The 13527-nt window shown below is 41.6% G+C and carries 13 protein-coding genes; 9 read left to right on the top strand and 4 right to left on the bottom strand.

Annotated features, from left to right (window positions below):
* Positions 1–482 precede the first annotated feature (482 nt).
* Complete coding sequence (locus NST31_RS02390; RefSeq protein WP_205180100.1) at positions 483–2636, bottom strand: ATP-dependent Clp protease ATP-binding subunit; 2154 nt, start codon at positions 2634–2636, stop codon at positions 483–485.
* A 197-nt stretch (positions 2637–2833) separates the two neighbouring features.
* Here NST31_RS02390 and NST31_RS02385 point away from each other — a divergent pair, with 197 nt between their 5' ends.
* Entirely contained in the window at positions 2834–3871 is a 1038-nt protein-coding gene (locus NST31_RS02385; protein ID WP_077109372.1) for a hypothetical protein, read from the top strand.
* A 552-nt stretch (positions 3872–4423) separates the two neighbouring features.
* Here NST31_RS02385 and NST31_RS02380 read toward each other — a convergent pair.
* Positions 4424–5035 carry a CPBP family intramembrane glutamic endopeptidase gene (locus NST31_RS02380; RefSeq protein ID WP_077109373.1) on the bottom strand — a complete coding sequence of 204 codons (612 nt, stop codon included), beginning with the start codon at positions 5033–5035 and terminating at the stop codon, positions 4424–4426.
* 92 nt (positions 5036–5127) lie between these two features.
* On the bottom strand, positions 5128–5319 hold the full coding sequence (locus NST31_RS02375) for a DUF2187 family protein (RefSeq protein WP_077109374.1): 192 nt from the start codon (positions 5317–5319) through the stop codon (positions 5128–5130).
* 506 nt (positions 5320–5825) lie between these two features.
* Here NST31_RS02375 and NST31_RS02370 point away from each other — a divergent pair.
* Both NST31_RS02370 and NST31_RS02365 read left to right on the top strand, forming a co-directional pair.
* Positions 5826–6611, top strand: a complete 786-nt coding sequence (locus NST31_RS02370) for an SDR family oxidoreductase (RefSeq protein ID WP_077109376.1) — start codon at positions 5826–5828, stop codon at positions 6609–6611.
* A gap of 20 nt (positions 6612–6631) precedes the next feature.
* Positions 6632–7495 (top strand): NAD(P)-dependent oxidoreductase, encoded by an 864-nt coding sequence (locus NST31_RS02365; RefSeq protein ID WP_077109377.1) that lies wholly within the window; start codon positions 6632–6634, stop codon positions 7493–7495.
* Between the two features lie 484 nt (positions 7496–7979).
* Here the strand turns inward: NST31_RS02365 and NST31_RS02360 are convergent, their stop codons facing one another.
* Positions 7980–8435 carry a YkyB family protein gene (locus NST31_RS02360; protein ID WP_236017157.1) on the bottom strand — a complete coding sequence of 152 codons (456 nt, stop codon included), beginning with the start codon at positions 8433–8435 and terminating at the stop codon, positions 7980–7982.
* 435 nt (positions 8436–8870) lie between these two features.
* Between NST31_RS02360 and NST31_RS02355 the strand changes: the two genes are divergently transcribed.
* From NST31_RS02355 to NST31_RS02330, 6 genes are all read left to right on the top strand, one after another.
* Entirely contained in the window at positions 8871–9092 is a 222-nt protein-coding gene (locus NST31_RS02355) for a hypothetical protein (RefSeq protein WP_077109379.1), read from the top strand.
* A gap of 219 nt (positions 9093–9311) precedes the next feature.
* Positions 9312–9566, top strand: coding sequence for a YkuJ family protein (locus NST31_RS02350; protein WP_205180102.1), 255 nt, complete (start codon positions 9312–9314; stop codon positions 9564–9566).
* Positions 9567–9682: 116 nt separating this feature from the next.
* Entirely contained in the window at positions 9683–10111 is a 429-nt protein-coding gene (gene cbpB / locus NST31_RS02345) for a cyclic-di-AMP-binding protein CbpB (protein ID WP_077109381.1), read from the top strand.
* Positions 10112–10279: 168 nt separating this feature from the next.
* Positions 10280–11803: an MDR family MFS transporter gene (locus tag NST31_RS02340; protein ID WP_328799812.1), complete on the top strand. Its 1524-nt coding sequence runs from the start codon at positions 10280–10282 to the stop codon at positions 11801–11803.
* A gap of 15 nt (positions 11804–11818) precedes the next feature.
* Positions 11819–12703, top strand: coding sequence for a LysR family transcriptional regulator (locus NST31_RS02335; RefSeq protein WP_339163640.1), 885 nt, complete (start codon positions 11819–11821; stop codon positions 12701–12703).
* A gap of 267 nt (positions 12704–12970) precedes the next feature.
* Positions 12971–13519 carry a peroxiredoxin gene (locus NST31_RS02330; protein WP_077109383.1) on the top strand — a complete coding sequence of 183 codons (549 nt, stop codon included), beginning with the start codon at positions 12971–12973 and terminating at the stop codon, positions 13517–13519.
* Positions 13520–13527 lie beyond the last annotated feature (8 nt).

Raw genomic sequence — 13527 nt, 5'->3', positions numbered from 1 at the left:
CTTCAGCTCGAGCTATTCCCGCGGGAGTCTACATATTTTGACTACGCTAAATGCTTGCGTATTATACACTGGGATAATTTTCGCCATGGACACGTTAAGTGAAATAATGAATATACAAGCTCAATCAGTGGGAGGGGGAGGTGCACATGATGTGACTTTCTTCGCCTGCAAACCTCTAAATCCCACTTTGGTGATGTATAAAAAGGAGACTCCACTGCTAGATAAACGAAACATCAATGAGCGGGTTTTTAGTTCCTGATTGAAGCAGAACAAAGCTTAAGATTGAAAGTGACCAGTGCTTGCTCAGACATGGCCCGTCTCCTTAAATTCACCGAAATCGAAAAGGCTTAAAGTGAAACTGTTCTGTTGGCGAGCTCAGACAGCCGTGTCCTCGAAAAAAGCTTACACTTTTTACAAACACAAGTTTTTTTCTCGATAAAAAGACCGTCGAGAAACGCTCGACGGCCTGGGATTGCCTCGTATTAGGCAACTTCTTTTTGGATGACTTTGATTTGTCCGTTTTCCACAACTGCGTGCAGATCTTGAACATTTTCATGGTCTAAAATGTAGTCGGATATTTGATCCTCCAAATGCTCCTGAATGGCTCTGCGGAGAGGACGTGCCCCGTATTGAGGGTGGTAGCCCAATTCCGTTAGTTTTTCTTTTACCTGATCGGAAATCGTGATCGTGATTCCTTGTTCGGAAAGTGTCCCAGCCAGTTCAGCAAGTAACAGATCAACTATTTTCAAGAGATGTTCTTTTTCAAGTGAGTTAAATTCGATAATCGCATCGAAGCGGTTAAGAAATTCCGGCTTGAAAAATGCACCGAGCTTGTCAAGAATGCTTGTCTCTTTTAATGCATTACTTTGGCCAAATCCCACATGAATTTGCTTTTCGCCTGTTCCTGCATTGCTCGTCATGATGATGACTGTATCTTTAAAGCTGACTGTCCGGCCTTGGCTGTCAGTCAATCTGCCATCTTCTAAAATTTGCAGGAACATGTGTTGAACGTCCGGGTGCGCTTTTTCGATTTCGTCAAGCAATATAATGCTGTACGGGTTGCGGCGCACTCGTTCTGTAAGCTGTCCGGCTTCCTCATGGCCGACATAGCCCGGAGGGGAACCGATCAGTTTTGAAACGCTGTGTTTTTCCATATATTCGCTCATGTCCAGGCGAATATACGCGTCTTTTGTGCCAAATAGTTCTTCAGCCAGTACCTTTGTAAGCTCTGTTTTACCAACCCCTGTGGGTCCTACAAACAGGAACGAACCAATCGGGCGGCTTTTCGCTTTTAATCCGGCTCTGCTACGGCGAATGGCTTTAGCTACTTTTTGAACGGCTTCCTCTTGTCCGATGACTTTTGCCCCCAGAGCTTTTTCCAAGTGTTTCATTTTTTTCTGTTCATCTGATTCGAGCTTGCCGACGGGAATGCCCGTTTTTTTCGCTACGATTTCCTGAATATGGCGGACGTCTACGACAACCCGCTTTTCTGGAGACTCTTCTTTAAGAAGTTTTTCGAGATCCATTTCTTCGTCTCGAAGTTTTGCTGCCGTTTCATAATCTTCTTTGGCAAGGGCCGCTTGCTTTTCTTTCTCAATTTCGGCAAAGCGTTGTTGGAGCGACTCTTTATCTGTATCTTGAATCGTCAAGTTGAGTTTGGAGCCGGCTTCATCCATTAAGTCGATTGCTTTGTCAGGCAGGTAGCGATCCTGAATGTAGCGGCTTGATAGTTCTACGCATGCTTTTAACGCTTCGTCTGTAAACGTTACATCATGGTAGTTTTCATATTTCTCTTTTAATCCTTTCAAGATTTCCAGGGCCTTGTCTGAAGATGGCTCTCCGACCTGAACCGGCTGGAAGCGCCTTTCCAGTGCGGCGTCTTTTTCAATTTGTCGATATTCTTTTAGTGTCGTGGCCCCGATGACTTGCAATTCTCCACGTGCGAGCGCCGGTTTTAAAATATTCCCGGCATCCATCGATCCTTCAGCGGATCCGGCTCCAACAAGAAGATGCACTTCATCAATGAACAACAGGATGTTTTTGCGGCTTTGAAGCTCTGTGATGAGTTGTTTCATCCGCTCTTCAAACTGTCCGCGAATACCGGTATTGGCGACAAGAGATGCCACATCAAGCAAATAGACTTCCTTGTTTTTTAGTTTGGCGGGCACTTTTCCTTCAACAATTTTCAGCGCCAACCCTTCCGCGATAGCAGTTTTTCCGACACCTGGCTCACCGATGAGCACCGGATTGTTTTTCGTTCGCCGGTTCAATATTTCGATGACCCGGTTTATTTCTTCCTCGCGGCCAATTACAGGGTCGACCAGTCCGGCTCTGGCGGCATCGTTTAAGTTATGACCGTGCTGATCAAGAAATCCTCCGCCGCGTCCTGTTGTGCTTCTTTCTTTTTGGGATACGCCCATGTTTTGCCCAAATGGCTGATTCATTCCGGGGAATTGTTTAAATAAATCATCAAAGCTGCCAAATTGACTTTTAAATGGGACGCCTCCTAATGCACCGAGTTGTTGTTTTTCCGACGCATAGCATTCTGAACATAATGCCATCGTTTGCTTTTGTCCGTTAATATTGACGTGGAGATGAATGTTTGCTTGTTTTTCCTTACATTTACTGCAAAACATATACACCAAACCTCCATTTGTTATTTTTTTGATCTTCTTTGACCATTTAATGATATAAAAAAGGTCCTTTGACATTGACTAACTTTGACCTTTGATTTCATTATACACTGACCAATTTTGACTTTCAACTCTTTTTTACTCATTTTGCAAATTTTTTTGGGCAAGCCATCATACGATTTTTCTAAGGGGGATGAGCCGTGAAGAATTGGATAGATGTATGTCAAGTGGCTGCCGTTTACGTAGGAACCGTCATTGGTGCGGGATTTGCAACAGGAAGGGAAATTGTAGAGTTTTTTACACGGTTTGGTTTTCTTGGCTTGTTGTCAATCCTGATGGCAGGATTTTTGTTCGTAATCCTCGGTTCAAAAATCATGTTGTTGTCAATTGATATTAAAGCGACATCATTTGAACAATTAAATGAATATTTGTTTGGAAAAAAGTTGGCGAAGTTTATTAATCTATTTCTATTAGTTATGCTTGTAGGCGTTTGTGGAGTAATGCTTGCGGGCGCGGAAGCATTGTTTGTCGAGCAGTTGAATTTCCCCAAATTTTCCGGCATGCTCTTAACCACGTTTATTGGTCTGGTTATTATGGCTGCCGGGATAAAAGGGCTGTTGGCGATTAATGTGATTGTTGTTCCAATGATGATCGCCTTTAATACAGCCGTCCTTTTTCATATTGTCCCTGGGGGGAATGTTACATTATGGTTTCAAGTAGAAGATGCAGGTAATGGGTGGTTTGCAGTGTTGTCAGCCATTTCGTATGCCGGCTTTAATCTTGCTTTGGCTCAAGCTGTACTAGTTCCCCTTGCTGCAGAAATAAATGACAGAAAAACAGTCAAATGGGGTGGGGTGATGGGAGGGGTATTTCTCACCGTCCTGCTAATTTCCAGCCATATCTGTTTATCCGTGTTGCGTGATCCCAGGATGTTTGAAATTCCGATGGCGGTGATTGTTCATGAGTCGGCAGGAAGTCTTTACCTTATATATATCCTCATTATATATGGAGAAATTTTTACAACATTGATTGGCAATACATATGGGATTGAACGTCAGCTCCATCAATACGTTCCGACAAACCCCTTATGGATCATTCTGTTCCTGTTTATCGTGTTTTGTTTGATTAGTCTTGTGAAATATGGCAAGCTGCTCGGTTTGTTGTATCCGTTATTCGGCTATGTGAGCATTGGCTTTTTGCTGTTGTTGTTGATAAAGCCGGCGAAAGTGTCTCCATAAAAACGACTGTCTATTCCGGCCGTTTATTGAATTGAGGGCTTTTTATCGTTGATCATCTCAAAATACCCTTTAAGCGGCTGGGTGCAAAGGGGCGAAGGGGAGGTTGTTTTCATATGCGATAATGTTCCTATATATTTGGAAAAGTTGTGGGTGAGGGTAATTGGAAGGCAGTAATGAAGAACCGTTGCCATATGAAAACTATCCTATTCGTTACACCGTATATATAAAAAGACAAGCAATAGGGAGGAGTATGGTTGATAATGTTTCAATTGACTGCCCAATGTTCTGTATGCAAAAAAGAAATTCAGCCTTATGAAGAGATTTATGTGAAGATGCGCTATCCGAAAAGCCGAGGTATGACTGAAATCAAAGCATACATACAGAATGAAGGGAAAATAATCTGCAAAACATGCTTCGATAAAAAGAGGTAGAGGAGGGGCTTTTATGACAAAAGTCCCCACTTGCAAGTATGGTAGATATTTTTCTCGGGGCATACAATCCAAAACAAACATATAGACCTTTTTCACAAACGATAGAAGAAATGCTTTTCTATTATTGAAGAGGGAAGAGAATCAAGAGTAACAAATTAAATGTTAAATGGGACAGGATGACGAGTCGAATGCTTCTTTTCCAAATATATAGCCAACCCCACACAAGTCCGCTGACGAAGGCGGCAATCACCAAGATAAAATAACCGGTAAAATAAAATGCCGCTCCATTCAGTAGCGCTCCCGCAAAGATGGCGCCAATTGGATTTAGCCAAACCAGCAATTTTTTTAGGACAAATCCCCGCCAAAAAATTTCTTCTCCAGGAATCATAATAAAAACGAGGACTAAATAATGCCAAAAAAATTCAAAGCTAAAATGGGTGTAAACGCTATCCACTTGTTCAGATAACGGATTCGGTATAATTCCCAACACCCAATCTCCAATGAAAAATAATACATAAAGGGCGATCCCCGATATGACGCCATACGTGATATATTGTTTTGTAGGTGCTTCATCGTCCAATGGTTCATGAATGATAGAGTAACTGATCAGAAACAAGATGGCGGCTGTATATAAATACCAGAACACATCTGTTCTATCAAAGGCAACAAAAACAAGCAAGTAGGCCAAAAAGACTCCGCCGGCCAGTTTAACATCAATCCATTTTTTACTCATTTGAATATGTAAATTCCTTTCTGGACTCCATTTTTCGACAATTTTCTATGGTATCATTGGCATGAAAGAGAAGCAAGCATGGTGCTTGCTTCTTATAACCCCACAGATTCTTTAATGATTTTATATTTTTTATGGTTGACGACCGTTTTTTCTTCCAGTTCAAGTTCACGGTAGTTTTTCATATACGTTAAATCAACAATGACCGAGTTGTCATTAATTTTTTCCACAATTCCTTGAAGGCCTCCCCTGAATTCAATCAAGTCTCCGACTTTGGCAATTTTCATTGGCTTCCCCCTTATGTTTTTTTACATAGTTTGCACTATATTTTATGAAAGTGCAAATATGACACAATGCTACTTTTTTAAATCATGTTTTTACGCGAATATGTACAGTAAAACGGAAAACGAAACAACTGTCAATTATCCAATAGAAGGAATTAGGAATTTTAAAAAATTGTAATATAATTGAAACAAAAAAATCTTCAAAAGAAGGAGTATAAAGTAAAAAATGTGGTATAGAATAATAACCATGACTGATCTTGCTTTTTAGTAGTCATGTCAATCTCATTTTTCCCCCTATTTTGTCGGAAGGCCGCAATTGCCTTCCGGTTTTTTTGTTTATTTTTCGGATTAAAATAGATATAATTTTTATAATTGTTAAAATAATATGCCGGATGCGGAAAAGGCGGCAACCGATTCTTTTTTCATTATACTTAAGGATAGGAGGTGAATGGATCAAAAAGCGGTTAAGCGCTTGTTGAACATTATTATTTAACGAGGGGTGAAGAGACATGGATCTCGGCTTAGCGGGGAAAAGAGTGCTCGTTATGGCAGCAAGCAAAGGGCTTGGCAGGGCAATAGCGGAGCAATTTGTCTTAGAGGGTGCGAAAGTAATGCTTGCCAGCCGTAATGAAGAAAGACTCAAAACTGTAGTTTCAAAGTTAAATAGGTTAAAGGAAGGATCTGCCGGATATACCGTTTGCGATATCTTGAAGCCGTCCGATATTCAGCAGGCAGTCCAATATACGGCTGAGAAGTTCGGCGGCATCGATATTTTGGTGAATAATGCAGGTGGTCCTCCGGCGGGCGGGTTTGAGGACATGACGGATGAAGATTGGGCCTATTCATTCCAGCTTAATTTATTATCTTATATTAGGACGATTAGGGAAGCACTCCCTTACTTAAAGAGACAGGGTGGGAGAATTGTGAATATCGCCTCGTCCTCCATTAAGGAACCTATTCCAGGATTGATTTTATCCAATACATTCAGGCTTGGGATTGTCGGGCTCTCCAAAACATTGTCTCAAGAGCTTGCGCCTTATCATATTTTGGTCAATACGGTGGGGCCGGGCAGAATCGCAACGGAAAGAGTGAAGGAGCTTGATCGTGCCCAGGCAGATAGGGAAGGGGTTCACGTTGATATTATTGAAGAAAGAGCGAAAAGGAGCATACCACTTGGCAGGGACGGGAAACCGGAAGAATTTGCGAAAGTTGTCGTATTTCTCGCATCAGACGGAAATACATATATGACTGGAAATACTTTTATCGTTGACGGCGGCAAGTTAAGATCCATATAAAAAGAAAGGCGGTTTTTACAATGGATGCAGTGATCGGCTTTATTGGAATCGGTGTCATGGGAAAATCAATGGTGCGGAATTTGCAAAAACATGGTTACCGTGTTCTTATTCATACACGCACGAAAGAAAAAGCTGAAGATTTGATCAGGGAAGGGACCGAATGGAAAGTAAGCCCCAAAGAGGTGGCAAGTGATGCAAATGTCATTATAACGATGGTCGGTTATCCGCATGATGTGGAGCATGTTTATTTTGGTGATGACGGGATTTTTAATGGGGCTTCCAAAGGAAAAATAGTGGTCGATATGACGACTTCAACACCGACACTTGCCAAAAAGATTGCTCAAGAGGCGCAAAGACGCGGTATTGGAGCGCTCGATGCGCCCGTATCAGGCGGTGATATCGGGGCGAAAAACGGAACGCTTTCCATTATGGCAGGCGGGTCAAAAGAGACTTTCGAACAGCTTAAGCCGATTTTGGAAATCCTTGGAAACAATATTGTTTATCAAGGCGAGGCCGGGGCGGGCCAGCATACGAAGATGTGCAACCAAATTGCCATTGCATCGAACATGATTGGCGTCATGGAAGCGCTCATTTATGCAAGAAAAGCAGGGCTAGATCCGGAGAAAATGCTCCAATCGATCAGCACGGGCGCGGCCGGAAGCTGGTCGATGTCCAACCTGCTTCCCAGGGTTTTAAAAGAAGATTATTCGCCTGGGTTTTTTGTTAAGCACTTTATCAAAGATATGGGCATCGCTCTTGAGGAAGCAGATAAAATGGATTTGAAGCTTCCGGGATTGGAATTGGCCAAACAAATGTATGAAGCTATTGCGAAAAAAGGAGAAGAAGAAAGCGGAACACAGGCATTGATTAAGTATTGGAAGTAAATACCCCATCAAACAATGATGTGCTCCCAATGAGTAGACAGGCGACAAGCTCACTCATTGGGGGTTTTCCTTTTACAAGCCCCCAAAGAAGTCATGCTTCACATCATTCACGGAGTTTTCAGAACCTGCATGCGGCGCTTCCATGTATAAATGAAGCATTTTCATAGGGATCTCGGATTTCAAAATGCATTATTTGAGTGTGTAACGAATGGTTAGTGAAGCAGAGAGGATGTCGCGTATTGGCGATGTCTTGACAGCGACATGAAAGCCACTTCGAGTATGGTAAAATGCAAGAAGTACGATCCATTGGAAGGATGAAACAAGTCATTGACTTTTATGACATGAACGGTATCAAAAAGATTAAACGGCTTTGCCCCAAGCCGCTTAACATATTTTTACGATTTCGCTGTCTCCTTGAAGGAGGCAGCTCTTCCCGTAAAGGCTGTATCTTTTTCAGACAGCCTGCACAGACGGTCTTAGCCTATTAAAAAAAGCTGTCGCCCAATTTTTTAAATGTAGGCTTCTTTCTTTCTGGACGATGGGGGTTTTGTTTGGTTTCTTTAAGACCTGTATATTCTTGTAAAAGCTTCTTTGCTGTATTAAGCGGCATTCGGGTTTTAGGATTGCGGGAATGTTGATCAAGATGGCCTAAATGGGGTAAACGTTGAAAATCCTCTTTAGTGGGCGGTATGTGAAAGGTGTAATCACCGCATTTTACCAAAACATCTGATTGCTGTTGGCTGAATCTCGGATTTCTTGAAAAATGCAGTCCTGTCTTTGTCGCTTTTTTTTCTTGAATCATTTTGTCAATAGCCGTTTTTTTCAGTTTATATAAAAATTTGGGGTTAATGGCGGTTTTCGCATGTCTGTTGACGGTAAAAATGGCTTGTGAAAGGTTTTCAATCGTCGGCGGCAATGGGTGCGTCTTATTGGAATCCAGGTCCACAGAAAGTTCCCCTTTCTTGAGATTGATTGAATTTGACATTATTATAACATTTTATAGATCTGTTGGAAAGATATCACTGGCTTCGGAGTGGTCAGTTTTGGTGCGCTATATCTGAATAATGGCAGACTGGAGGATTTTTTTCTTGATCCGTTCGTTCGGTACGAAACTTCGGTACATTGTTCCAGCAGTTTTCCGAAAAAACTTCACGTCTATTTTAAAAAGAGTGGTGAATTTATGTTATGTTATAAAGATTCACCCAGTTTGATTATTTCTTTGAACACAAACATTTCATTCATTGATTTTATTAAAAAGAATTTACACTTGAAAACACAAGGCTTCAAGTGTATATTTACTTTGTCAGACCAAACATTCGTATGATGGGATACTTTATATAACATTGGCTGGGAAGAACGATGGAAGGGGATTAAAATGTTAAAAAACAACACTTATGAAGCTCTTTTCCTGCCGACAAAATCAGGAGTCATTAAAATATATATTTACGGTTTTAAACCGTATGGCTCATGGGGACAAGTGTTTACGAGCATGAATACGGTATCGGTGAATGTCAAAGGCTATAACCGCAAGAAAACAATTATCCGCTCACTTGAAAAATTGAATGAATCCTTATTAAATATGAAAGAAGATGAATGATGCAGGCTGACAGCCTGCTTTTTTCACTTTTTAATGTCAGTGAGCCTTTCGCAAAATGCCGGTGACTGGCTTCGAATTTTATTTTCCTGCAAAATCAAGGTTTTTTACCCCTGGAAAATAAAGGAGTGGCAAATTTAGCACAAGCAAGAAAAACAGTTTGCAATGTGAAAGGTGCTTCTTTTATAATTAGTGTGTCTCCCAAAGAAAGGGGTTTTAAACATGTCACAATTAATGGGCATTATTCAAAGATTGCAATCCATGCAAAATATGACGGACTACGATGACTTTCCGCAAAGACAGTTTGAAGTAAACGGAAAGGTTATTTGCCAAGTAAAATTTTTTCCCGACAAAAAAACGTTTGAAGTTGAAGAGTACGACAAACACAAAAATAAGCGAGTGTACCAGTTTGATGATATTGATGCTGCGGCTATCGAGATTTTTGACATCGTCCAGGAAGTGAAAAATCTCTCTTAAATAAAGCTGCTTGCGGGATGTGAAAGTGCTTTTTTGCTATGGCATATTGGTTTCCCTTTTCTTAATTTATGGTAAAATGAAGTAAGAAAGATTTTAAAGAGATGAGGGAGTTTACAATGCTTTCCTTAAAAAGTCATGCGTTTACAAACCCAAAGATAAGCGACTATATCATACCATCTGAGAAAGTAGCCCACGTTCAAGTTGGCAATAACCTGGAACACGCTTTGCTCGTATTGACAAAAAGTGGTTATTCCGCGATTCCGGTCCTTGATGCCCGTTTTAAATTACACGGATTAATCAGTTCCGCCATCATTACGGAATCCATTCTTGGATTGGAACGAATTGAGTTTGAAAAGCTTAGTGATAAGAAAGTGGAAGATGTTATGGCGGTAAACATCCCGATCGTCTTGTTGAAGGATCCATTTGAAAAAGCGGTTGATTTGCTCATCGACCATCCTTTTTTGTGTGTACTGGATGATGAGGGGTATTTTGAAGGCATTTTTACAAGAAGAGCCCTTTTAAAAGAATTAAAAATGCAGCTTTAAACATAAACATCAAGGGAGGCTCCCTCATTCGGGAGCCCATTTTTTATGGTTTGTTTTTGAAAAATTCAAAAGGGTCATTTTTTCTTTTCCCTGCAATGGGGGTCTTCTGTTCATAATCCGGTTCTAAAAGGAATGGGGAAACCAATTGGGATTTCGGGAGGGGCGTTTGTGGAAGATACTATTCAAAATACAGAAAAAAAAGAAACAAAGAGAAAATATGTGCTGGTTGCCGTTATGCTTGCCATGTTTGTCGGAGCGGTCGAGGCCACTATCGTCGCCACCGCCATGCCGGCCATTGTAGGGGAGTTGGGCGGTTTTTCACATTATAGCTGGGTATTTTCAGCCTATTTGTTAATGAATACCATTACTGTCCTGATCTACGGCAAGCTGGCCGATTTATTTGGAAGAAAACCGGTTATCACTTTCGGGATCGGTATATTCCTTCTTGGGTCGCTCCTTTGCGGGGTTGCCGCCTCCATGGGACAACTGATTCTTTTTCGGCTGCTTCAAGGGATCGGCGCCGGCGCAGTCATGCCCATCGCGACAACGATCGTCGGTGATATATATTCGCCAGAAGAACGTCCGAAGATTCAAGGTTATTTATCGAGCGTTTGGGGGATTTCAGCCGTTATGGGTCCGGCAGTAGGCGGCCTGTTGGTTGAATTTCTCAGTTGGAGATGGGTGTTTTGGGTGAGCATCCCCCTCGGTCTGCTCGCCATGGTGGGTTTTTGGCTCTTTCTTCATGAAAATATGGAGAAGAAGAAGCCTCAGATTGATTATGCCGGAGCCGGCCTGTTAACGGTCGTTATTGCCTCGCTCATGATTATTCTTGTCGAAGGGGGAGTGCGATTTTCTTGGACCTCCCCCCAAATCATCGGCTTATCTGTAATTGCTGTTGCGGCATTTCTGTTCTTTATCGTCCAGGAACAAAAAACAGCCGAACCGATGGTTCCATTTGAAATATGGAAAATCCGGCCGCTCTTCATTGCCAATGTAGTTTCGTTTACAACGGGATTGATGCTTATTGGAATATCCAGCTTTTTGCCTGCCTATGTACAAGGTGTCATGGAAGAAAGTGCAACTGTCGCGGGCTTTACATTAACGGCCATGTCCATTGGTTGGCCGATTGCCTCGACTGTTGCGGGGAAATTGATGTTAAAGATCGGCTATCGGAATACATCTTTTATCGGCGGGATATTTTTGGTCGTTGGCGGTTTGTTGTTTGTAGCCATTGTTCCTGCTGCCGGCCCTGGTGGCGCGGCCTTGTCTTCTTTTTGTTTTGGCGTTGGGATGGGTATGACATCAACGTCATTTATCGTACTGATCCAAAGTGCCGTGAGCTGGAAACAGCGGGGAATCACGACAGCAACGAACATGTTCATGAGAAACTTGGGAAATACTGTGGGAGCGGCTTTGCTTGGCGGAATATTAAATGGTCAAATACTCCGCTATTTTTCTGAGCGAGGTGGAAAGGTAGGGGAGGAGCTTACACTGGATTCCACGAACAAGTTGTTGACGGAGGAGCAAAGAAGTGAATTGCTTCCTGCCGTCAAAGCGCTTTTGCAAGACGGATTATCCCATTCGCTCCATTCTGTCTATGTAGCAGTTTTGATTTTTGGCATCATAAGCCTTATTTTAATATTCTTTTTGCCTAAAAAGAAAAATTGGCAAGTTGATTCGTCATCATCATAATGAAGAGGGAATGCTATGTCTTTAACTGATTTAAAATTGTTAACGGTTTTGGCCAAAGAAATGAATATGCGAAAAGCGGCGGAAAAGCTGTTCGTCTCGCAGCCTGCATTATCCCAGCGTCTACAAAATATTGAGAAACAATGGGGGACAAAGCTGTTTATCAGATCACAAAAAGGCTTAATGCTTACACCTTCCGGTGAAAAGGTCGTTCAATTTGCAAGCGAAACACTGGAGAAGCAGGAAAGGGTGTATGAGGAGATTCGGGCATTGGAAACGCATGTACACGGAACATTGAAAATTGCCTGCGCTTCGATTGTCTGTCAAAATTGGCTGCCGAAAGTATTAAAACAATTTGTCACTCAATATCCACATGTGAGAATATCTCTCATTACGGGATGGAGCAGTGAAATATTGAAAGCTTTATACGAAGGCGAGGTTCATATAGGGATCACTCGGGGGACAACCGATTGGAAGGGCACGAAATACCCGTTGTTCAAGGATAGTCTATATCTTGTTGACCGTGAAATTCAAAAGATTGAACAAGTCATTGAAACGGACAGGCCTTTCATCCAATTTAAAAGTGACTCCAATTATTATCAGGAGATTCAGGATTGGTGGCACCGTCAGTTTCAAACTTTTCCCAAAAGGACTATTGTCGTGGATCAGATCGAAACGTGCAAGCAAATGACGTATAACGGAATCGGTTACGCTATTTTACCGGCTATTACGATTAATGAAACTGAAAAAAATATATACAAAATTCCCCTTTTGGATGAACGGGGGACCCCGATCAGAAGAGATACATGGCTCTTGGGGTATGATTCGGCATTTGAATTGCGACAGGTACAGGCTTTCCTTGATGTTGTAAGGGACTATACTAAAGATCAGCCTGTTATGTAGTTGTTTTAATAAAGGCATTTTATTTTAACAAAATGCTGAAGCATGCTACACTTATCTTAAATAAGGAATAAATTTCCCTTTTTGGGGTATAACTTAAAAAGTGTGAACGAAATTCTAAACAGTAATTAGTTTTTAATTACATTTATTATAATTTATGTTGACTTGTGTCGAAATTTAGCCTATAATGTCAAATGTAATCAAGTTTTATATGAGAAAATGTATTTCATTTTCTCAATTAATAATAATTATAACAACGGAGGGATTTTTGTGGCAGAACGTATGGTAGGTAAGCAAGCACCTCGATTTGAAATGGATGCTGTTATGCCCAACAAAGAGTTTGGCAAGGTAAGTTTGGAAGAGAACATGAAAAATGACAAGTGGACAGTGCTTTTCTTCTATCCAATGGACTTCACATTTGTTTGTCCGACTGAGATTACAGCTCTTTCCGACCGTTATGATGAGTTCGAAGATTTGGATGCAGAAGTGATTGGGGTTTCTACGGACACGATTCATACACACTTGGCTTGGATTAACACAGACCGTAAAGACAATGGACTGGGCCAATTGAAATATCCGCTTGCGGCTGACACAAACCACGCCGTATCCCGGGAGTATGGCGTTTTAATTGAAGAAGAAGGAATCGCCCTTCGTGGCCTTTTCATCATCAACCCTGAAGGGGAAATGATGTACTCTGTTGTGAACCACAACAATATTGGCCGTGATGTTGATGAAACGCTTCGCGTACTTCAAGCGTTGCAAACAGGTGGCCTTTGCCCTGCCAACTGGAGACCAGGACAAGAAACATTGAATGTTTAATTTTAAAT

Source organism: Siminovitchia sp. FSL W7-1587 (assembly GCF_037963795.1).
In the GTDB taxonomy this organism is placed as follows: Bacteria; Bacillota; Bacilli; order Bacillales; family Bacillaceae_C; genus Siminovitchia; species Siminovitchia thermophila.
Note: the sequence above shows the minus strand (reverse complement) of the source record. Positions and strands in the feature narration are given on the sequence as shown.